At 74.9% G+C, this 19,924-nt stretch carries 18 protein-coding genes and 1 pseudogene; 1 reads left to right on the top strand and 18 read right to left on the bottom strand.

Going from position 1 to position 19,924, the window contains the following annotated elements:
- Nucleotides 1-27: 27 nt before the first annotated feature.
- The 11 genes and pseudogenes from PH191_RS04580 to rpsB all read right to left on the bottom strand — a co-directional run.
- A complete protein-coding gene (locus PH191_RS04580) occupies nt 28-1,014 on the bottom strand; it encodes an electron transfer flavoprotein subunit alpha/FixB family protein (RefSeq protein ID WP_274193416.1) in 987 nt (328 codons plus the stop codon).
- A complete protein-coding gene (locus tag PH191_RS04575) occupies nt 1,014-1,778 on the bottom strand; it encodes an electron transfer flavoprotein subunit beta/FixA family protein (RefSeq protein WP_274193415.1) in 765 nt (254 codons plus the stop codon). Before PH191_RS04575 ends, PH191_RS04580 begins: the two co-directional genes overlap by 1 nt.
- Nucleotides 1,779-1,786: 8 nt before the next feature.
- Nucleotides 1,787-4,276, bottom strand: coding sequence for a GcvT family protein (locus PH191_RS04570; protein ID WP_274193414.1), 2,490 nt, complete (start codon nt 4,274-4,276; stop codon nt 1,787-1,789).
- 30 nt (nt 4,277-4,306) lie between these two features.
- Nucleotides 4,307-5,125: a methylenetetrahydrofolate reductase gene (locus PH191_RS04565; protein ID WP_274193413.1), complete on the bottom strand. Its 819-nt coding sequence runs from the start codon at nt 5,123-5,125 to the stop codon at nt 4,307-4,309.
- 12 nt (nt 5,126-5,137) lie between these two features.
- Entirely contained in the window at nt 5,138-6,388 is a 1,251-nt protein-coding gene (locus tag PH191_RS04560) for a glycine cleavage T C-terminal barrel domain-containing protein (protein WP_274193412.1), read from the bottom strand.
- Nucleotides 6,389-6,544: 156 nt separating this feature from the next.
- The gene (locus PH191_RS04555; RefSeq protein WP_274193411.1) at nt 6,545-7,267 is read right to left on the bottom strand and encodes a class I SAM-dependent methyltransferase; all 723 of its coding nucleotides are present in this window, start codon (nt 7,265-7,267) and stop codon (nt 6,545-6,547) included.
- Nucleotides 7,264-8,316, bottom strand: a complete 1,053-nt coding sequence (locus PH191_RS04550; protein WP_420791746.1) for a phosphatidate cytidylyltransferase — start codon at nt 8,314-8,316, stop codon at nt 7,264-7,266. Before PH191_RS04550 ends, PH191_RS04555 begins: the two co-directional genes overlap by 4 nt.
- A 1-nt stretch (nt 8,317) precedes the next feature.
- Nucleotides 8,318-8,875 (bottom strand): ribosome recycling factor, encoded by a 558-nt coding sequence (frr, locus tag PH191_RS04545; RefSeq protein WP_274189075.1) that lies wholly within the window; start codon nt 8,873-8,875, stop codon nt 8,318-8,320.
- Nucleotides 8,876-8,887: 12 nt separating this feature from the next.
- Nucleotides 8,888-9,619 carry a UMP kinase gene (pyrH, locus tag PH191_RS04540; RefSeq protein ID WP_420791763.1) on the bottom strand — a complete coding sequence of 244 codons (732 nt, stop codon included), beginning with the start codon at nt 9,617-9,619 and terminating at the stop codon, nt 8,888-8,890.
- A gap of 118 nt (nt 9,620-9,737) precedes the next feature.
- Nucleotides 9,738-10,562, bottom strand: coding sequence for a translation elongation factor Ts (gene tsf / locus PH191_RS04535; protein WP_274193410.1), 825 nt, complete (start codon nt 10,560-10,562; stop codon nt 9,738-9,740).
- Between the two features lie 279 nt (nt 10,563-10,841).
- Nucleotides 10,842-11,633 (bottom strand): annotated as a pseudogene (gene rpsB / locus PH191_RS04530) (30S ribosomal protein S2); the annotation flags it as partial.
- A gap of 483 nt (nt 11,634-12,116) precedes the next feature.
- Here rpsB and PH191_RS04525 point away from each other — a divergent pair.
- Nucleotides 12,117-12,701 (top strand): M23 family metallopeptidase, encoded by a 585-nt coding sequence (locus PH191_RS04525; RefSeq protein ID WP_274193408.1) that lies wholly within the window; start codon nt 12,117-12,119, stop codon nt 12,699-12,701.
- 5 nt (nt 12,702-12,706) lie between these two features.
- Here PH191_RS04525 and PH191_RS04520 read toward each other — a convergent pair whose 3' ends face one another.
- The 7 genes from PH191_RS04520 to PH191_RS04490 form a co-directional block, all read right to left on the bottom strand.
- Nucleotides 12,707-13,801: a FliA/WhiG family RNA polymerase sigma factor gene (locus tag PH191_RS04520; protein ID WP_337994039.1), complete on the bottom strand. Its 1,095-nt coding sequence runs from the start codon at nt 13,799-13,801 to the stop codon at nt 12,707-12,709.
- The gene (locus PH191_RS04515) at nt 13,776-14,795 is read right to left on the bottom strand and encodes a tyrosine-type recombinase/integrase (RefSeq protein ID WP_420791745.1); all 1,020 of its coding nucleotides are present in this window, start codon (nt 14,793-14,795) and stop codon (nt 13,776-13,778) included. Before PH191_RS04515 ends, PH191_RS04520 begins: the two co-directional genes overlap by 26 nt.
- Before the next feature lie 590 nt (nt 14,796-15,385).
- Entirely contained in the window at nt 15,386-16,606 is a 1,221-nt protein-coding gene (dprA, locus tag PH191_RS04510; RefSeq protein ID WP_274193406.1) for a DNA-processing protein DprA, read from the bottom strand.
- A complete protein-coding gene (locus PH191_RS04505) occupies nt 16,603-18,171 on the bottom strand; it encodes a YifB family Mg chelatase-like AAA ATPase (protein ID WP_274193405.1) in 1,569 nt (522 codons plus the stop codon). Before PH191_RS04505 ends, dprA begins: the two co-directional genes overlap by 4 nt.
- 1 nt (nt 18,172) lies before the next feature.
- On the bottom strand, nt 18,173-18,556 hold the full coding sequence (locus tag PH191_RS04500; RefSeq protein WP_274193404.1) for a YraN family protein: 384 nt from the start codon (nt 18,554-18,556) through the stop codon (nt 18,173-18,175).
- 165 nt (nt 18,557-18,721) lie between these two features.
- Nucleotides 18,722-19,042 carry a DUF2469 domain-containing protein gene (locus PH191_RS04495; RefSeq protein WP_274189066.1) on the bottom strand — a complete coding sequence of 107 codons (321 nt, stop codon included), beginning with the start codon at nt 19,040-19,042 and terminating at the stop codon, nt 18,722-18,724.
- Nucleotides 19,039-19,860: a ribonuclease HII gene (locus PH191_RS04490; protein WP_274193682.1), complete on the bottom strand. Its 822-nt coding sequence runs from the start codon at nt 19,858-19,860 to the stop codon at nt 19,039-19,041. Before PH191_RS04490 ends, PH191_RS04495 begins: the two co-directional genes overlap by 4 nt.
- Between the last annotated feature and the right edge of the window lie 64 nt (nt 19,861-19,924).

Genomic DNA, 19,924 nt, shown 5'->3' with positions numbered 1-19,924 from the left:
CCCGCCCCGCGAGCGGCCCCACCGTGGTCAGCGCCCGGATCGCCGCCGGATCTCGTCGACGACGGCCGGCAGCACCTCGTGCACGTCGCCGATCACCGCCCACGTCGCGCGGGTGACCATGGGCGCCTCGGGATCGGTGTTCACCGCGAGGATCGAGCGCGCGTTCATGCAGCCGACCCAGTGCTGGGTGGCGCCGCTGATCCCGCACGCGACGTAGAGGTCCGGGCTGATCCGGGTACCGGTGAGCCCGACCTGGTCGGCGTGCGGGCGCCAGCCGTTGTTGGTGGCGACCCGCGAGCACCCGACCGCTCCGCCGACGAGACCGGCCAGCTCCTCGAGCACCGCGTAGCCCTCGGAGCTGCCGACCCCGCGCCCGCCCGCGACGACCACCGGCGCGGTGGTCAGCGTCATCCCGGCGGCACGCTCCCGGCGCTCGACCAGCCGGGCCCGCGGCACCGAGGCCCGCAGCTCCGGGACGACGACGTGCACCGTCATCTCGTCGGCCGCGGCCGTCTCGCTCGGCGACGGGCTCCCGGGGCGCAGCGTGCACAGCCGGATCGGCGCGGTCAGGGCCGCGTCCTCGAGCAGGATGCCGCCGGCCCGTTCCCGGGTGACCTCCCAGGTGTCGTCGGTCCCGTCCGGCACGGGCCGGATCTCCGTGCACGCCGTGGCCAGCGGCATCCCCAGCTCCGCGGCGGCCCACGCCATCGCCTCGGTGCTCCGGTCGGTGCTCGGGGCGAGCACGGCCGCGGGGCGCAGATCGGCCACGAGCCCGGCGAGCGCCTCGCCCAGGCACGACGGCGACCCGTCGTCGAGCAGCTCGTGGGTCAGCAGGTGGAGGCGCCCGACGCCCCGTTTCACGAGGTCGTCGGGGAGATCCCCGGGCTCCCCCACCGCGACGGCCTCCACCGGCACACCGAGGGACTCGGCGAGGTCCCGCGCAGCGGCGAGGACCTCGGCGGACCCCTCGGTCAGTGTTCCGTCGCCGTCCCTCTCGACCACGACCAGCACCATCAGCGCACCATCCCCAGCTCGGCGAGCACGTCCACGACCGCCGGCGCCGCCGCGGCCCCGCGGCCCAGCACGACGGTCTGCGCCCGCGCCTCGGGCCGGTGGCGCAGCCGCAGGGTGCGCAGGCCACCGGTCGCTCCCGGGCCGTCCAGGACGCGGACCGGCGCCCTCTTCGCCCGCAGCCGGCCCTTGATCGTCGGATAACGGGGCAGGTTGAGCCCCTCCAGCACGGCGGCGACGGCGGGCAGCGGCGCCTCGTGCAGCTCCACCCCGTCGGGCGTCGCGCGGCGCAGCGTCACGGTCCCGCCGCCCGCGCCGTCCAGGTCGATCCCCTTCACCCCGCCGACGACCGGCCGGCGCAGCGCGCAGGCGACCCGGAACCCGACCTGCGCGTGCCCGGCGTCGGCCGAGGCCTCGCCGAACAGGACGAGGTCGTAGGGCGGCAGCTCGCCCAGTGCGCCCGTGACGGCGGCGGCGGTGGCCTCGGGGTCCGGGTCCGTCTCGGGGCTGTCGACCCGGACGGCGTGGTCGGCGCCCATCGACAGCGCGTAGCGCAGCTGCTCCTCGGTCTCGGGCGGCCCGACGGTGAGCACACCCGCGGAGCCACCGGTGCGCTCGGCGATGCGCACCGCCTCCTCGACCGCGCACTCCTCGTGCGGCCCGATGGTGAAGCCGAGGTGGCGGGTGTCGATCGCCGTCGCGTCGGCGGTCAGCAGGATCTCCGCGCCCACCGCCGGGACGCGCTTGACGCAGACCAGGACGTCCATCCCGCCCGTCACCTCATCCGCGTGTCGTCGGGATCGAACTGCGGCGTCCGGCCGGCCCGGGCGACCGTCACCGGGTAGCGCTCCCCCAGGTACTCGACGAGCAGCCCGGCGCCCTCGACGGCGTGCCAGGGCGGCAGGTAGGCCATCAGCAGGTAGGTCCCGAGCGACGGCCCGGCGCCCGCGCTGGTGACGAACGACGGCCGGCCTCGGCGGTCGGTGATCCGGGCGCCGTCGGGTGTGAGGATCGGCTCGCCGCCCTGGGGGAAGCGCGGCGTGTCGTCGAGCGTCAGCGTGCACAGCGTCGCCTCGGGCTCACCCTCGCGGGCCTTGGTGTACGCGGCCTTGCCGATGAAGTCCTGGGACTTCAGGCCGGGCAGGGCGAGCCCCGCCTCCACCGGGCCGTGCTCGGCGTCGAGCTCGTGGCCGACGAGCCGGTAGCCCTTCTCCATCCGCGCGGTGGTGCCGTAGACGCCGATGCCGGCGGGCACGAGGCCGTGCGGCGCGCCCGCCTCCGCGACCGCGTCCCACAGGCGCAGGCCGCACTCGAAGGGCGCGTGCAGCTCCCAGCCGAGCTCGCCGACGTAGGACAGGCGCAGCGCGAGGACCGGGATCGAGCCGATCGTGATCGTGCGCCCGGTGGCGAACGGGAAGGCGGCGTCGGACACGTCCTCGTCGGTGACCGCTGCGAGGACGTCGCGGGCGCGCGGACCCCAGAGCCCCAGGGTGCAGACCGCCGAGGTCACGTCGGTCAGCGCCACCGACCCGTCGCGCGGCAGGTGGCGGCGGAACCACGCCAGGTCCCGCGCGCCGTCCGAGCCGCCGGTGACCACCCGGAAGTGCCGGTCGCCGAGCCGCACGACGGTCAGGTCGCTGCGGAAGCCGCCGTCCGGGCCGAGGACCGGCGTGTAGATCACCCGCCCGACGGGCCGGTCCATCTGCGCCACCGTCAGGTGCTGGACGTACGCGAGCGCCCCGGGGCCACGGACGTCGAACTGGGAGAACGCGCTGAGGTCGATCATCGCGACGCCGCGACGCATCGCCAGGTGCTCGGCGTTGATGATCGGCGACCACCAGCGCGCGTCCCACTCGTACGGGCGGTCGGACACGCCGAGCTCCGCCACCAGCGGCGCGTTCGACGCGTACCACTGCGGGCGCTCCCAGCCCGCCACCTCGAAGAACTCCGCGCCCAGGGCCACCTCGCGCTCGTGGAAGGGCGAGCGGCGCACCCCGCGGTCGGAGCTCCACTGCTCGCGCGGGTGCGTGATCCCGTAGGTCTTGTTGAAGCCCTCGGACGCGCGGGCGTGCACGTGGTGGCGGGTGCGCTCGTGCGGGGCGAAGCGGGCGATGTCGGAGGCGGCCGCGTCGATCTCGGGGGCGCCCTCGGTCATCCACTCGGCGATCAGCCGGCCGACACCGGGGCCCTCCTTGATCCACACCGCGGCGGCGGACCAGAGACCGCGCACCTCCGGGGTCTCCCCCAGCAGCGGGTGCCCGTCGGGCGTGAGGGAGAGCAGCCCGTTGATGGCGTGCCGGATGCCGGCGTCGGGACGGTCGAGGACGGGGTGGAACAGCTCGAGCGCCGCCTCCATCTGCGGGTCGAAGTCGTCGGGGGTGAACGGCAGCTGCGTCGGCGAGAGCGCCGCGGCCGCCAGCGACGGGATGTCCTCGGGCTCGCAGAGGATCGGGCGGTGGGCGTACGACCCGATCTCCAGGTCGGCGCCGCTCTGCCGCTCGTACATCAGCGGGTCCATGTCGCGCACGATCGGGAACGCGATCTCCCGCCCGGTCGCGGCGAGCTCGGCGATCGGGCCGACGTCGATCATCTGGTGGACCGCGGGCGTGAGCGGGATCGCCGCGCCCGCCAGCGCCGCGATGCGCGGGCTCCACACGCCGCACGCGACGACGACGTACTCGGTGTCGACGTCGCCGCGGTCGGTGCGGACCCGGGTCACGCGCCCCTCGTCGGTGTCGACGGCCAGCACCTCGGTCATCGCCGACACGGTGAGCGCGCCCGCGGCCGTGGCCCGCTCGCGCATCAGCTCGCCGGCCCGCAGCGGGTCCACGACCGCCACCGACGGCGTCCAGAACCCTCGGAGCACGACCGTGGGGTCGAGGAACGGGACCTTCTCCGCCACCTCGGCCGCCGTGATCAGCTCCGCGTCGATGCCCCACGCGTGCGCCGACGACATGCGCCGGTGCAGCTCCTGGACGCGCTCCGGGGTGCGGGCGACCTCGATGCCGCCGCACGTCGTCAGCGTCCCGAGCTCGGCGTACTGCCGCGACGAGTCCGCGGTGAGCTGCGTGATCTCGCGCGAGTGGTCGACCGGGAACACGAAGTTCGACGCGTGGCCGGTCGAGCCACCCGGGTCGGGCAGTGGCCCCTTGTCCAGCAGCAGGATGTCGCGCCACCCGAGGCGCGCGAGGTGGTGCACCACGGAGTTGCCGACGATGCCGGCCCCGATCACGACGACCTGGGCACGGTCAGGGAACGGTGTCACGGCGGGTCCTTCCCAGCGTGGTGGCCAGCCTCAGGCGGCCGCGCGGCGGGCCTCGGTCAGCCACCGCACGGTCGGCTCGATCTGGTTGAACGTGAAGACGTGCAGCCCCGCGAGGTCGCTCCCGCCGGCGGCGAGGGCCTCGACGAGGTCGTCGGGACGGTGCGAGCGCGACCGCAGCAGGGAGCCCGCGGTCCCGCGGTGGGAGCGGGCGAAGCGCACGGCGTCGGCGACGCCGATGCGGACGCTGACGCGCACCAGGCGCGCGGCGTCGACGACGCCCGGGACGCCGGCGATCACGGGCAGGCGGATCCCCCGACCGCGGGCCTCGTCGACGAACGCGCCGACGAGATCGGCGTCGAAGCACAGCTGCGTGACGGTGTAGTCGATGTGCTGCGCCTTGACCGCCAGGTCGGTCCAGAGGACGTCGGTGGCGATCCGGTGGTGGCCGTCCGGGTACGACGGCACGCCCACGTGGGGCGGCCGCCGTCCCAGGTCCTCCATCGCCCGGAGCACCGCGAGCCCGTCGGGGAACTCCCCGGCCGGCTCCCGGGCGTCGCCGCCCACGACGAACACGTCGCGGACGCCGACCCCGGCGAGCCGGTCGAGGTATCCGGCGAGCTCGGCGCGGTCGCGCAGGCTGCGCGCCGCGAGGTGCGGCACCGGGGCGAACCCCAGGCCGGCGAGCCCCTCGGCGACCGCCACCGTCGCGTCCGGGCCCCGGCTCGGCGAGGCGGTGACGGCCACCGTCGCCCCCGCGGGGAGGGCGGCGGCCGCCCCGAGCACGCCCGCCACCGGCGCCACCTCGTAGCGCGGGCGGTCGAGCAGCGCGGCGAGGGTTCCCGGCTCCACGGCGACCCCCGCTCAGCCCTTGGGGGTCTGCTTGCGCGGGTCGACGAAGGGCTTCTCGACCACGACGGCCTCGCGGACGTCACGCCCCAGCGTCGAGCTGTCCCCCGCGCCGGCGTCCACCACCAGCGACGTCCCCAGCGGCGTGCACGGCGTGGCGACCATGGCCAGCCCGATGTTGCGCTCGAGCCGCGGCGACCAGCAGGCGCTGGTGACCGACCCGACCACGGCACCCGCCCCGTCCCGCACGGTGAACGGCTCGATCATCGAGCCGTCGTTGAACGTGCCCAGCCGCGCCCCGCCGATCTCCACACCGACCAGCGAGCGGTCCAGGCCCCGCTGCTTGGCCCGGATCAGGGCGTCCTTGCCGACGAAGTCGGCCTCCTGGTCGAGGTCGACCATCCATGTGTAGTCGTAGCCGACCTCGAGCGGGTTGGTGTCGAGGGTGATGTCGCAGCCGTAGGCGAGCATGCCGCCCTCGATGCGCCGGATGTGGCACGGGCCGATCGGGCGCAGGCCGTGCGGCCGGCCCGCCTCCCACACCCGGTCCCACAGCTTCCCCGCGTCGCGGGTGGCGTGGTGCAGGTAGATCTCGTACCCGATCTCCGCGCTGTAGCCGGTGCGGCTGATGACGACCTCCATGTCGTCCAGCACGGCGTGGCGCAGGTGGTAGTACGGCATCTCGGCGACGTCGGCCCCGAACAGGTCGGTGACGAGGGCCTTGGCCTTCGGGCCCTGGACCTGCACGGGAGCGACGTCGATCTCCCGGACCGACACGTCCCAGCCGCCCGCGTGGGCCAGCCCCGTCGCCCAGAGCCCGACGTCGGAGTCGGCGAGCGAGAGCCAGAAACGGTTCTCCTCGACACGCAGGAGGACCGGGTCGTTGATGATCCCGCCGTCCGGGGCGGTGATGAACACGTACTTGCACTGCCCGACGGCGCACTTCGTGAGGTCGCGGGGCACGAGCATGTTGGTGAACGCGAAGGCGTCCGGCCCGGTGATCTCGATCTGGCGCTCGACGCCGACGTCCCAGAGGGTCACGCCCTCGAGCAGCGCCCAGTACTCGGCGACCGGGTCGCCGTAGTGCCGGGGGTGGTAGGTGTGGTTGTAGACGCTGTACATCGCCACGCCGTGCGCCCGGGACTTCCAGAAGTAGGGCGACTTCCGCAGGCGGGGATAGAGCAGGACCGCCGGATCGGTGACCACCGTCGAGGCTGGTCCCGGCGCGATGTCGACCGCGGCCCGGCTGGGCAGGACGTCCGTCATCGGCACTCCACTTCATCGTGCGTCCGGGGGCACCTCCACTGAACCGCTCGGACGAGGTTGCGAGATACGCAACGGGTTGTCATTGACGCAACGAGTCTGCGTCCGTGACCGAGATCACGTCAAGAGGTGGGGAGAACTGATATATCCGGACGCGCGTCAGGGCCGCAGGAGCCCGGTGGGCTCGCGACGCGTGTGCACGCGATAGCCCACTGAGAGGGCGAGCCCGGGGGTGCCGTCGATGGCCTTCTGCGCGACGGCGGGGGTGAACTCGATGCGCAGGACGTCGCCGAGCGTGGTGCGGTCCGGGAAGCGCCACTGCGTGTCGACGCGGCGCACGGCGAAGCCCTCGCCGGCGAAGAAGCGCTCGGCGGCCGCGGGGTCGTAGCGGGGCGCCGACGCCCGCATCCACGCGCCGTAGGAGTGGCGGGTGGCGTCGAGGTCGACGATCACGAGCGCCCCGCCCGGACGCAGCACCCGGGAGGCCTCGGCGAGGCCCGGCTCGCAGCCGGGGCCGAAGAAGTAGGCGGTGCGCGCGTGGACGACGTCGGCCGAGTCGTCGTCCAGCGGCAGGGCGGCGGCGCTCCCCTGCTCGACCCGGCACACCGGGTCGTCGGTCACGCGCTCGCGGGCCCGCGCCACGAGCGGGGCGTGCGGCTCGACGCCGACCACGGAGCGGGCGCGCTCGGCGAAGCGCGGCAGGTGGTAGCCGTCGCCGCACCCGACGTCGACGACGTCCGCCCCGTCGTGCGGGGCCAGCTCGCACACCGCGTCCCACAGCGCGCCGGTGGCGTCCTGCGCGGCGTTCTCGCGTTCGTAGACCTCGGGCCAGCGCCAGATGTTGGGGGACTCGACGACGTCCCCCCTCCGGAAGCGCGTCACGTCCCCGGGAGGGGGACGAGCACGAGCAGCAGCAGCCACGCGACCGGCGCCGAGGTGACCAGGGAGTCCAGGCGCTCCATGAGGCCGCCGTGGCCCGGCAGCACCGAGCCCATGTCCTTGATGCCGAGGTCGCGCTTGATGAGCGACTCCACCAGGTCGCCCGTGACCGCCGTCGCGACCAGCAGCGGGCCGACGATCAGGCCGAACCACCAGTGGGCGTCGAGCAGCAGCGCGATCGAGAGGCACGCGCCCGTGGACCCGGCGATGATCGAGCCCGCGAAGCCCTCCCAGGACTTCTTCGGGCTCACCTTCGGCGCCATCGGGTGCTTGCCGATGAGCGCGCCCAGGGCGTAACCGCCCGTGTCGGAGCAGATGACGACGATGAGGAAGACCAGCACGCGCGCGGCGCCGTCGGCGGGGACGACGAGCATCGTCGCGAACGCCATGCAGAGCGGGATCCAGCAGAGCACGAGCATCGAGGCGCCGACGTCACGGACGAACCCGCCGGCACCGAGGCGCATGCGCCACAGGAAGCAGCCGATCACCGTCACGAGCAGGGCGCCGAGGATGCCCTCGGTGTCGAACGGCCAGGCCAGCCAGATCATCGCCTGGCCCCCGATCAGCACCGGGACGCGCGAGAGGCGGATACCGGCGCCGCGGTGCAGGGCACCGAAGAGCTCCCAGGTGCCGATGACGGCCGAGACCGCGACGATCGCGATCCACGCCTGCCGCACGGTGAGCAGCGCGACGAGGATGACGGCACCCATCGCGAGCCCGACGCCGATGGCCACCGGCAGGTTGCGGCCGGCCTTCGAGCTGCGCTTCGGGGCGTCCTGGGGCTGGGCGTCCTGGGGCTGGGTGTCCTCCGGCTGGGTGTCCTCCGGCTGGGTGTCCTCCGGCTGGGCGTCCTCCGGCTGGGCGTCCTCCGGCTGGGCGTCCTCCGGCTGGGCCTCGTCGGGCTGGACGGCGGCGGCCGGGGTCGCGTCCGCCGGGGTGGCCGGGGACTCGGTGGGGGCGGGCCGTCGGGGCCGCGACGCGGAGGAGGGCACGTCAGACCTCGAGGAGCTCGGCTTCCTTGTTCTTCACCAGGTCGTCCACCGCCGCGACGTAGCGGGACGTCACGGACTCGAGCTCCTTCTCCGCCCGCCCGGTCTCGTCCTCGCCGGCCTCGCCGTCCTTGACGATGCGCTGCAGCTCGGTCATCGCGGTGCGGCGCACGCTGCGGATGGAGACCTTGGCGTCCTCGCCCTTGCTGCGCGCGACCTTGACCATGTCCTTGCGCCGCTCCTCGGAGAGCTGCGGGAACACGACGCGGATGATCTGGCCGTCGTTGCTGGGGTTCACCCCGAGGTCGGAGTCGCGGATCGCGCGCTCCATGCTCTGCAGCTGGCTGGCGTCGTAGGGCTTGATGACGGCCATGCGGGCCTCGGGGACCTGCACCGAGGCGAGCTGGTTGAGCGGGGTCCACGCGCCGTAGTACTCGACCTGGATGCGGTTGAACATCGCCGGGCTGGCCCGGCCGGTGCGCACACCGCCGAGGTCGTCCTTGGCGACGCTGACCGCCTTCTCCATCTTCTCCTCGGCGTCGAGGAGCGTCTCGTCGATCATGTCGGGCTCTCCTCAGGGGCCGGAGGGGGTGTGGACCAGCGTCCCGATCCTCTCACCCCGCACCGCACGGGCGATGTTCCCCTCGACGAGCAGGTTGAACACCATGATCGGCATGTTGTTGTCCATGCAGAGGCTGAAGGCGGTGGCGTCGGCGACCTTCAGGCCCTTCTCCAGCACCTCGCGGTGGGAGATCTCGTGGAACATCGTCGCCGTGGGGTCGGTCTTCGGGTCGGCGGTGAACACGCCGTCCACGCCCTTGGCCAGCAGCACGACCTCGCACTCGATCTCGAGGGCACGCTGCGCCGCGGTGGTGTCGGTCGAGAAGTAGGGCATGCCCACGCCGGCGCCGAAGATGACGACGCGGCCCTTCTCGAGGTGGCGCATCGCGCGCCGGGGGATGTAGGACTCGGCGACCTGGCCCATCGTGATGGCCGTCTGCACCCGGGTGTCGATGTGGTGCTCGCGCTCGAGGAAGTCCTGCAGGGCCAGGCAGTTCATGACCGTGCCGAGCATGCCCATGTAGTCGGCACGCTGGCGCTGCATCCCGTAGCGGTGCAGCTCCTCGCCGCGGAAGAAGTTGCCGCCGCCGATGACGACGGCGATCTCGACGCCGGAGGCCACGACGTCGGCGATCTGGCGGGCGACGGTCCGCACGACCACGGGGTCGACGCCGACGGCGCCGCCGCCGAACATCTCACCGCCGAGCTTGAGCAGGACCCGGCGATGACCGGGGCGGGCCTCCACGTCGGCGTCGGACACGGTCTGGGGACTCGCCACGCTCTCCTCCACCACGGGTTCCGGCGGTGCCGCCGTCACGGCGCCGGCGCCCGGTCACCCGGGCACCGACGCCGTGAGCGGTTCGTCAGGGCTGGCCGACCTCGAAGCGCGCGAAGGTGCGGACGTTCACGCCCGCCTCCTCCAGCACCTTGCCGACCGACTTCTTGTCCACCGACACCGAGTCCTGCTCGAGGAGCACGGTGTCCTTGTAGTAGCCGTTGAGGCGACCCTCGACGATCTTCTCGAGGATCTTCTCGGGCTTGCCCTCCTCGCGGGCGGTGGCCTCGGCGATGCGGCGCTCGTTCTCCACCACGTCGCTCGGGACCTCGTCGCGCGTGGTGTAGAGCGGGCGCGCCGCCGCGACCTGCATGGCCGCGCCGCGGGCCGCCTCCGACGCGTCGTCGCCGTCGCCGGTGTAGGCGACGACCACGCCGATGGCCGGGGGCAGGTCCGAGGACCGCCGGTGCAGGTACGTCGCGGTGGGGCCGTCGAGCACGGCCACACGACGCAGCTCGAGCTTCTCGCCGATGCGCGCCGAGAGCTCCTGGACCTTCTCGTCGACCGTGCCCTGCCCGAGGGTGGCGGCCTTGAGGGACTCCAGGTCCTTGGTGCTGTTCTCGAGCGCGGCACCGAGGATGTCCTCGGCGAGCTGCACGAAGTCGGCGTTCTTGGCCACGAAGTCGGTCTCGGAGTTGAGCTCGATCATCGCGCCGTCACGGGCCGCCACGATGCCGTTGGCGGTGGTGCGGCCGGCCCTCTTGCCCACGTCCTTCGCGCCCTTGATGCGCAGCGCCTCGACGGCTGCGTCGAGGTCGCCCTCGGACTGCTCGAGCGCCTTCTTGCAGTCCATCATCCCGGACCCGGTGAGGTCCCGGAGCTTCTTCACGTCCGCAGCGGTGTAGTTCGCCATGGTGCGGCTCTCGTCCGTCCTCGTCGTCGTTTGTCGTCTCGCCTGCGGGGCCTGTCAGCCCTGCGGCGTGCCGTTGACCTGACCGGCCTCCGGCGCCGCGGCGATCGCGTTGTCGTCGCTCTCCGAGTTGGCGTCGACCGTGCCGGCCGTCCGCTCGGGGCGGCTCACCGGCGTGGTGTCGTCCCCGGCGGCCTCGGCGGTGGCCTCGGCCTCGGGCGTCGCGACCGGCGAGTCACCGGGCGCGTCGACCGCGGAGCTGGTGCTGCCCTGCTCCAGGCCGGTCGGCGCGCTCGCGCCGTCCCCGCCGGACGCCATGAGCTCCTGCTCCCACTCGGCCAGCGGCTCGTCCTCGCCGCGCTCGCCGTCGCCGCCACCGTTGCGCTGGCCGCGGGCCTGGAGGCCGTCGGCGCAGGCCTGCGCCACCACGCGGGTCAGCAGGGCCGCCGAGCGGATCGCGTCGTCGTTGCCCGGGATCGGGTAGTCGACCTCGTCCGGGTCGCAGTTGGTGTCGAGGATGGCGACGACCGGGATGTTGAGCTTCCGGGCCTCACCGACCGCGATGTGCTCCTTCTTGGTGTCGACCACCCACACCGCGCTGGGCACGCGACCCATGTCGCGGATACCGCCCAGGGTCTTCTCGAGCTTGTCGTGCTCGCGGGTGAGCATGAGGATCTCCTTCTTGGTGCGACCCTCGAAGCCCCCGCTCTGCTCCATGGCCTCCAGCTCCTTGAGCCGCTGGAGACGCTTGTGCACGGTCTGGAAGTTGGTGAGCATGCCGCCCAGCCAGCGCTGGTTGACGAACGGCATGCCGACGCGCCGCGCCTGCTCGTCGATGGCCTCCTGGGCCTGCTTCTTCGTGCCGACGAAGAGCACCGTGCCCCCGTGGGCGACGGTCTGCTTCACGAACTCGTAGGCGCGATCGACGTAGGACAGCGTCTGCTGCAGGTCGATGATGTAGATGCCGTTGCGCTCCGTGAAGATGAAGCGGCGCATCTTGGGGTTCCAGCGGCGGGTCTGGTGTCCGAAGTGGACACCGGAGTCCAGCAGCTGGCGCATCGTGACGACGGCCATGCGGTGGAACTACCTCTCTCGGTGGCCCGACACGTACTCGGGCCCGGCGGTTGCTGCGGCGGTCCCGGGTCGGGCCGCCGCCCTGGTGTCCTCGTGACCGATCCGGAACCCGCCTGCGGCGGGACCGCCCGGATGCGGCTCTGGCAGCGCCTGGGCGTGCGGGCGCTTGAGAGGACACGCGAAGTCGGCCCGATCTGCTCCCCGCGGACGGGGAGAGCACGGACCGCTGGTCACGAGTCTACTCCCGGCCCACCCGCGCCCTCGGCACGCCCTGCTGCGGTGGGTGCACCTGCGGTGCAAGCCCTGCGTCCACGCTGGCACTGGGTGCGCGGAAATCCGCTTCGTCGCGCGCCGAGGGAGCCGGGACGGGGTCCGCTGCGTCGTGGTTGCCAGCGTGGGGGCCACGCTGGCGTTCAACGTCCGGAAATCCACCAGCTCGCGGCCCGAGGGAGCCGATGAGGTGTCGGGTGCGTCGAACCTGATGTGACGACGACCCTCGCCCGCGTCCTGTCCCTGGCCGCGCTGGTGGCGACGCTCCTGGCCACCGGCTCGCCCGCCGCCGGCGCGCCCGCTCCCCCGCCGGTCGTGCCGGTCGGGGCCTACGGCTGGCCGCTGGCGGGAGTGGACGGCGCCGGCGCGCCCGCCCGCGCCGGCGTGCCGGGCGCCGCGACGCGCCTGTTCGACCCGCCGCCGCACTACTACGGGCGCGGGCACCGGGGCGCCGACCTCGCCGGGCGACCCGGGCTCCCGGTGCTCGCCGCCGGCGACGGTGTCGTCGTCCACGCCGCCCGCCTGGCCGGGCGCGGCGTGGTGTCCGTGCAGCACGGCGACGGCCTGCGCACGACCTACGAGCCGCTCACCGTCACGGTCGCGCCGAGCACGCCGGTGCGACGCGGCGACCCGCTCGGCGTCCTCGACCCCGGGCACCGTGGCTGCCCCGTCGCGGCGTGCCTGCACTGGGGCCTGCGCCGCCCGTCGACCACCGGCGCGGTGGGCGCCCTCGAGTACCTCGACCCCCTGCTGCTCCTGGGCCTCGGGCGCGTGCGGCTGCTGCCGACCGACCCGTGAGGCGCTCAGGCGTGCTGCAGCTCGGCGAGACGACCGCGCAGACGCATCACGGCGCGCGTGTGCAGCTGACACACGCGGGACTCGGTGACCCCGAGGACCCGCCCGATCTCGGCGAGCGTGAGGTTCTCGAAGTAGTAGAGGCCCACCACCGTGCGGTCGCGCTCGGCGAGCTGCCCGACCGCCTCCGCGAGCAGCCGCCGCGTCTCGCGGTCCTCCATCGCGGCGAGGGGGTCCTCGGCGTCGGTGTCCGGCAGCGAGTCGGCCAGGGACGGCGCGGACCCGCCGTCGCCCCCGCCCGCCCGACCAGCGGCGACGAGCTCGTCGAGGGCGGCGACGCTGGTCATCGCGATCTGCCCGAACGTCGAGCGCAGGTCCTCGGTCGAGGTGTCGAGCTCCTGGGCGAGCTCGGAATCGCTGCAGGACCGCTGCTCGCGGCCCTCGAGGCGCTCGATCGCCCGCTCGATCTCCCGGGCCCGCGAGCGCACCGAGCGCGGCACCCAGTCCTGGGAGCGGAGCTCGTCGAGGATCGCGCCGCGGATGCGCTGCATCGCGTAGACCTCGAACTTGCGCCCGCGGTCGGGCTCGAAGCGCTCGATCGCGTCGACCAGCCCGAAGATCCCGCACTGGATGAGGTCGGCGACGTCGACGTGGGACGGCAGGCCGGTGCCCACCCGCCCCGCGACGTACTTGACCAGCGGCGCGTAGTGCAGCACCAGCCGGTCCTTGGTCGACTTGCGCGGGTCGGCCTCGAACGCCGCCCAGAGCTCGGCGATGCCGGCCTCGACCAGCGCCTCCTCGTCGGGCGCGCCGGCCGCGACGCGTCCCAGCGTGGCGGGCAGGGCGTGCACGGCCGCCGTGTCGCGCGACCCGTCGGCGGGTGCGGGCACCGGCGCGAGCGCGGTGGCGCCGTCGGTCACCGGGCCCGGAGGTCGGCGTCGGGGCGCCCGGTGCGGGGTGCGGGCGGCCGCGCCGGCGGCACGGACGGCGGCGTCGGAGTCGATGCCCGGCAGGGCCGGCAGCGGGCCGGTGGGCGGGGCCTCCGTGGTCGCCACCGACGCGCCGTCGCGCCGCGGCTCAGGCGCGGGGGTGGGCGGTGTCATGGATGGCCCTCAGTCGCTCGGCGGACACGTGGGTGTAGAGCTGGGTCGTCGCGGGTGACGCATGACCCAGCAGTTCCTGAACGCTCCTCAGATCCGCTCCCCCCTCGAGCAGGTGCGTGGCCGCCGAGTGCCGGAGACCGTGCGGCGCGATGTCGGGTGCCCCCGGCACCGCCCCCGCCGCGTCGTGCACGACCGTGCGCGCGATGCGCGGGTCGAGTCGTCCCCCGCGGGCGCCGAGCAGCAGCGCCGGCGGGGAGGTCGGGACCGCGAGCGCGGGCCGGCCGTCACGTCGCCAGGCATCGAGGGCCGCGGCCGCGGGGACGCCGTAGACGACGGTCCGCTCCTTGCCCCCCTTCCCCAGGACGCGCAGCGTGCGGCGGCCGTCGTCGACGTCGTCGACGTCGAGGCCGCAGAGCTCGGAGACACGTACGCCGGTGGCGTAGAGCAGCTCGAGCAGCAGGTGGTCGCGCAGCGCCACCGGGTCGCCCTCCGCCGCCCCGGACGCCGCGGCGCGCAGGGCGTCGGCCGCCTGGTCGGCGCGCAGCACCTCGGGCAGCCGCCGGTGGGCGCGCGGCGAGGCGAGGCGGGCGCCGGCGTCGGTGGGCGCCCGCCCGGTGCGCACCGCCCACGCCGTGAACGTGCGGGCCGCCGCCGCGCGTCGCGCCAGCGTGGTGCGGCCCGCGCCGCGCGTCCGGCCCGCGGCGAGCCAGGAGCGCAGCCCGGGGAGGTCGAGACCGGCGAGGTCGAGCGGGGTCTCCTTCGCGGCGTCGGGCCCGTGGACCTGCACGCGGAGGTGGTCGAGCAGCGTGGTGACGTCGCCCAGGTAGGCCCGGACCGTGTGCGGCGAGAGCGCCCGCTCGTACCGCAGGTGCGCCTCGTACGCCTCGAGGTGTGCAGCGGCGGGCACGGCGGCGGGAACGGCCGGAGCCTCGACCGCCGATCCACCGACACGGGGCCCGGGGACCACCGACCGATCGTCACCGGCGGCGTCCATCGGGGCCCGACGCGCGGGGTCCGACGCGCCGTCGGCGTCCGTCTCGGTGAACGCGGAGCGTGACGACGTGACCGGGTCGAAGGGGAACCCACGAGAGCGCCCTCGACCGGGTGACCGGCGCGGCCCAGAAGGGCCTCCGGTGGAGTCGTCGGGAGAGAACGTGCCGGTCATCGCGGTGAAGACTCTCGATACGACAGGCCACGGTCAAGCACCGACGCGTGTCGTGCGGTGACCGTGGGCCACCATCGAGGAGCGGTTCCATTCGTCGCGCTCTGCAACCGCTCGTCGCTCTGTGCCTGTTCACCCGGGTCGACCCCATGGTCATCAACGACCTCCGCCGGGGAGTCGGCGCCCCGGAGATCATTCGAGCGGGTGATGAGACCCGGGAGATCCGCGCGGTGACCATGGGCCGGACGTACCGCTGGGCGCGCCGTCCGGACCGGACCGCGTCCGGCGCCCCGGAGGCGCACGGGGTCCGACCGTTGGTCGGGGCCGGCGCGCCACCCGGTGGAGGGTCGGGGTGTCCCCCACAGGACCCCCACGCCGCGGCGGCGTCAATGGGGCCCTCGACGGGGCCCTCGGCCGGGCCGTCAGCCGGGTCGCCGGCGCCATCGCCCGTTCTCCTCGACGACGAGCCCCCGCGCCGCGAGCACCCACAGATGGCCGACGACCTCCGCGGGATCGACGCCGCTGTCCTGGGCGAGGCGTTCCGGGGTGCGGGCCGCACGCAGCGGCAGGGCCTCGCGCACACGCAGAGCGCCGGCGTCGAGACCGTCGGTCGGCCGGTGCGGCGTCGCCGGTGGCGGGGCCAGGGCCTCCCCCACGGGGCCCACCTCCTCGAGGACGTGCGCGGGCCGCCCGGCGACCGACACCGCCGGGCGCCGGGCGAGCTCGTGGCACCCCAGGGACAGCGCCGAGGTGACCGGCCCCGGCACCACCATGACGGCCCGCCCCAGCGCCTCGGCCACGAGCGCCGTGCGCATCGCCCCGGACCGGGCGGCCGCCTCGACGACGAGGGTGCCGGCGCTCAGCGCCGCGACCAGGCGGTTGCGCACCAGGAAGCGATGCCGCGCGGGCGTCGCGCCCGGCGGGTACTCGGTGAGCACCAGGCCGGTGCGTGCGATGTGGTCGATCAGCGTGGCGTGGGTGGGCGGGTACGACCGGTCGATGCCGCACGCGAGGACCGCCACCGTCCGCCCGCCGACGGCGAGGGCCCCGCGGTGGGCAGCGCCGTCCACGCCGAGCGCGGCGCCCGAGACCACCGTGACGCCGCGGTCGGCGAGCTCGGCCGACCAGTCGCGCGCGACCCACAGGCCGTACTCGCTGGCCGCGCGGGCCCCGACCATGCCGACCCAGCTCCGGGGCGCGTCGTCGAGGCGCCGCGGGCCGCACGCCCACAACGCCAGGGGTACCGCCAGCCCGTCGCGCACCGACGCGCCCTCGAGCCCGACCGTCCCGTCCGGTCCGGCGGCCACCCCGAGGCCCGCGAGCGCCGCCGCGGGCCACTCCGGGTCCTCGGGGACGATCAGCCGTCCGCCACGGGCGGCGAGCAGCGCGAGGTCGGCTGCGGCGCGGTCGGTGCCCCGCCGGGCCGCGGTCTCGGCGGCCACCGCCGGCGGCAGCGCGTGGGGGCCGTGCGCGGCGCCCTCGCGGACCAGCTGCGCCGCGTCGACCGGGCCGATCGCCTCGACGAGGGCGCCGAGGGCCGGTGCGGGCGGCTCCGCGACCCGGGACAGGTACGCGCGGGCCCGCATGACCTCGGGCGGCACCGGGGAGACCGCCGCGGCGTCCGTCGCCGTCGTCGTGCTCATGCGACGGCCCACCCGCCCGGCTCGCCGTCGGGGTCGTTCACGAAGCCCTTGAACCCGATCGCCTCGACCACGTCGGACATCTCCGGCCCGGCCGCGCCGCGCAGGTCGCTGATCGTCCAGGCGACCCGGAGCGCGCGGTCCGCCCCGCGGGCGGTCATCGCCCCGGAGCGCAGCTGGCGCTCGAGGACCGCGGTGGCGTCGTGCGGGAGCCGCCCGCGCCGGCGCAGCTCGGGCCCGGGCACCTCCGCGTTGGTGGGCCACCCCGCGTCGCGCCACCGTTCGCGGGCCGCCGCCCGGGCCGCGAGGACCCGTGCCCGGACGGCCGCGGTGTCCTCCGGGACCTCCTCGAGCCCCTCGGTGGGCCCGCCGGCCCAGGACAGCCCCTCGACGGCCCGCAACGACACCCGTAGGTCGACGCGGTCGAGCATCGGACCCGACAGGCGCGCCACGTAGCGGCGCTTGGTGAGGCTCGAGCAGGTGCAGTCGGTGTCCCGGGGCGGGGCGCACGGGCACGGGTTGGCCGCCATCACGAGCTGGAAGCGGGCGGGATAGCGGACGACGCCGTCGGTGCGCGCCAGACGGACCTCGCCGTCCTCGAGCGGCGTGCGCAGCATCTCCAGCACGTGCGGGGCGAACTCGTAGATCTCGTCCAGGAACAGGACGCCGCGGTGGGCCAGCGACACCGCGCCCGGCCGCGCCAGGCCGCTGCCCCCGCCGACGAGGGCGGCCGACGACACCGAGTGGTGCGGGGCGACGAAGGGCGGCGCGGCGGGCAGGGCCTCCTGGGGATCGAGCGCCCCCGCCAGCGAGCGCACCGCGGCCACCTGGAGTGCGGCGTCCACGTCGAGGTCGGGCAGGAGCCCCGTCATCCGGCGCGCCAGCATCGTCTTGCCCGAGCCCGGCGGACCGACCATCAGCAGGTGGTGGCCCCCGGCCGCCGCGATCTCCACCGCCCGGCGGGCCGCGAGCTGCCCGACGACGTCGGCGAGGTCGTCCGGCGGGGCGCCGCCGCGGGGACGCGCGCCGGCCCGGACCGCGCCCAGCGTCCCGTGCTCGCCGCGCAGCCAGGCCAGGACGTCGGACAGGTGCTCGGCCCCGAACACCTCCAGGCCCTCCACGAGGCCCGCCTCGACGGCCGCGGCCGCGGGCACCACCACGCGCTCCACCCCGAGGCGCCGGGCCGCGAGCAGGGCCGGCAGGACCCCGCGCACGCCGCGCACCCGCCCGTCGAGCGCCAGCTCGCCGAGCAGCACCACCCCGCGCAGCCGGGCGAGCGGCACCGCGCCCGCCGCCGCGAGCACCGAGCAGGCGAGTGCCAGGTCGTACCCGCTGCCCTGCTTCGGCAGCGTCGCCGGGGAGAGCGCCAGCGTGATGCGCCGCGCCGGCCACGTCTCCCCGGAGTTCACGACCGCCGCCCGCACGCGGTCGCGTGACTCCGCCAGCGCCGCGTCCGGCAGCCCCACCAGCGACACCCCGGGCAGGCCCTGGCCGATGTCGGCCTCGATCTCGACGACCTCGCCGTCGACCCCGCGCAGCCCGATCGACCACGCGCACGCGAGCGCCACGTCAGAACGCCCCCTCGTAGTGCTCGAGCTGCGGGGCCGCGCCCGGGGCCAGGAGCACCGCGACGACGTCGAAGCGCACCTCGACGAACCCGGAGCCGCCGGCGGCGTGCCTCTCGGCCAGCCAGCGCTGCGCGAGGCGCCGGATGCGGGCCGCCTTGGCGTGCGTGACCGCCTCGGCCGTGCCGTAGCCCGTGCCCGAGCGCGTCTTCACCTCGGCGACGACGAGGTGGTCACCCGCCGCGGCGACGAGGTCGAGCTCGCCCTCGCGGCAGCGCCAGTTGCGGTCGAGCACGATCAGCCCGCGGGCCGCGAGGTGGTCGGCCGCGAGGTCCTCCCCGCGCCGCCCCAGCGTCTCCCGGTCCGGTCTCCCGCGCGTGGTGGCCATGGCGGCTCCCTCGTCCACACCGTCCGGGCGCTCCGGCGGCGGGATCGAGGGTGCGGGGCGCGACCGTCCGGGCGGGAGCCTCGGCGTCGCGCCCGGGGACGAGCGGCGGGGGTGTGGACGGGGCGTTGCGGTGCTGAGGCCGGTCAGCGCCCGGGCGGAGCAGCGTCAGCCGCTGAACGGCCCCTCGTCGAGGCGGAGGTCAGGCTTCTCCAGCTCCTCGACGTTGACGTCCTTGAACGTCACGACGCGCACGTTCTTGACGAAGCGCGCGGGCCGGTACATGTCCCAGACCCAGGCGTCGGACATCGTGACCTCGAAGTACACCTCGCCGTCGGCGTTGCGCACCGCGACGTCGACCGTGTTCGCCAGGTAGAAGCGGCGCTCGGTCTCCACGACGTACGAGAACTGCGCGACGATGTCGCGGTACTCGCGGTAGAGCGAGAGCTCCATGTCGGTCTCGTACTTCTCGAGATCCTCTGCGCTCATCGCGGCTCTCCCCCCTCCGGCATGGCCTCGTCCACGACGTCCGTCTCGTCGAGCCCGCCCGGCCCGTTGTCGAACTCCACGAGCTCGTCGGCCTCCCCGTTCTCGGCGGACGCCTCGTCCACGGTCACGGCCCCATTGTGTCGCACGCCGGCCGGGAGTCCGCCCGGGCTCCGGCCGCGCGCCGCGGCAGCGACGTTGACGAAGCTGAACCGGTGGTCCTCGCTGGGCCCGTGCTCTGCCAGCGCTGCGCTGTGCGTCGGCGTGCAGTAACCCTTGTGCAGGTCGAAGCGGTACTCCGGACGGCGCTCGTGGAGGTCGGCCATCAGCCGGTCCCGCGTCACCTTGGCCAGGACCGAGGCCGCCGCCACGCACGCGGCCGCGAGGTCACCCTTGGGCACGGCGAGCGCGGGCACGCCGAAGCCGGACACGGGGAAGCCGTCGGTCAGCACGTAGCCGGGCCGGGTCTCGAGCCGGGCGACGGCCCGGCGCATCCCGTCGATGTTGGCGACGTGGACGCCCCGTCGATCCACCTCCGGCGGGTCGATGAGCACGACGTGCCAGTCGACGGCGCGCCGCTTGATCACCCGGGCGAAGTGCTCGCGCTCCTCGTGGGTCAGGAGCTTCGAGTCGGTGAGCCCCTCGAACTTCCGGGCGTCGCCGGGACGCAGGATGCACGCGGCCACCGCCAGCGGGCCGGCGCACGCACCACGCCCGGCCTCGTCGACCCCGACGACCGGGCCCAGGCCGTGACGCTCGAGCGCCGACTGCAGCGCCCAGCTCTCGGTGCTGCGGCGGACGATCGCGCGGGGCGGCTGCACACCGGTGCGCGGGGGCAGGGCCACCCGCCGGCGGGCGGGACGGCGACCGGCGCCCGCGGCGCGT

Origin of the sequence: Actinomycetospora callitridis, assembly GCF_028737265.1 — a bacterium.
Taxonomy (GTDB): Bacteria; Actinomycetota; Actinomycetes; order Mycobacteriales; family Pseudonocardiaceae; genus Actinomycetospora; species Actinomycetospora callitridis.
Note: the sequence above shows the minus strand (reverse complement) of the source record. Positions and strands in the feature narration are given on the sequence as shown.

Excerpts from the sequence above, each read along its gene's own strand:
- PH191_RS04500 (WP_274193404.1), bottom strand. The coding sequence starts at position 18,556 with ATGGCCACCACGCGCGGGAGACCGGACCGGGAGACGCTGGGGCGGCGC.
- PH191_RS04515 (WP_420791745.1), bottom strand. The coding sequence starts at position 14,795 with ATGGACGCCGCCGGTGACGATCGGTCGGTGGTCCCCGGGCCCCGTGTC.
- dprA (WP_274193406.1), bottom strand. The coding sequence starts at position 16,606 with ATGAGCACGACGACGGCGACGGACGCCGCGGCGGTCTCCCCGGTGCCG.
- PH191_RS04495 (WP_274189066.1), bottom strand. The coding sequence starts at position 19,042 with ATGAGCGCAGAGGATCTCGAGAAGTACGAGACCGACATGGAGCTCTCG.
- PH191_RS04580 (WP_274193416.1), bottom strand. The coding sequence starts at position 1,014 with ATGGTGCTGGTCGTGGTCGAGAGGGACGGCGACGGAACACTGACCGAG.
- PH191_RS04520 (WP_337994039.1), bottom strand. The coding sequence starts at position 13,801 with ATGACACCGCCCACCCCCGCGCCTGAGCCGCGGCGCGACGGCGCGTCG.
- frr (WP_274189075.1), bottom strand. The coding sequence starts at position 8,875 with ATGATCGACGAGACGCTCCTCGACGCCGAGGAGAAGATGGAGAAGGCG.
- PH191_RS04575 (WP_274193415.1), bottom strand. The coding sequence starts at position 1,778 with ATGGACGTCCTGGTCTGCGTCAAGCGCGTCCCGGCGGTGGGCGCGGAG.
- PH191_RS04560 (WP_274193412.1), bottom strand. The coding sequence starts at position 6,388 with ATGACGGACGTCCTGCCCAGCCGGGCCGCGGTCGACATCGCGCCGGGA.
- tsf (WP_274193410.1), bottom strand. The coding sequence starts at position 10,562 with ATGGCGAACTACACCGCTGCGGACGTGAAGAAGCTCCGGGACCTCACC.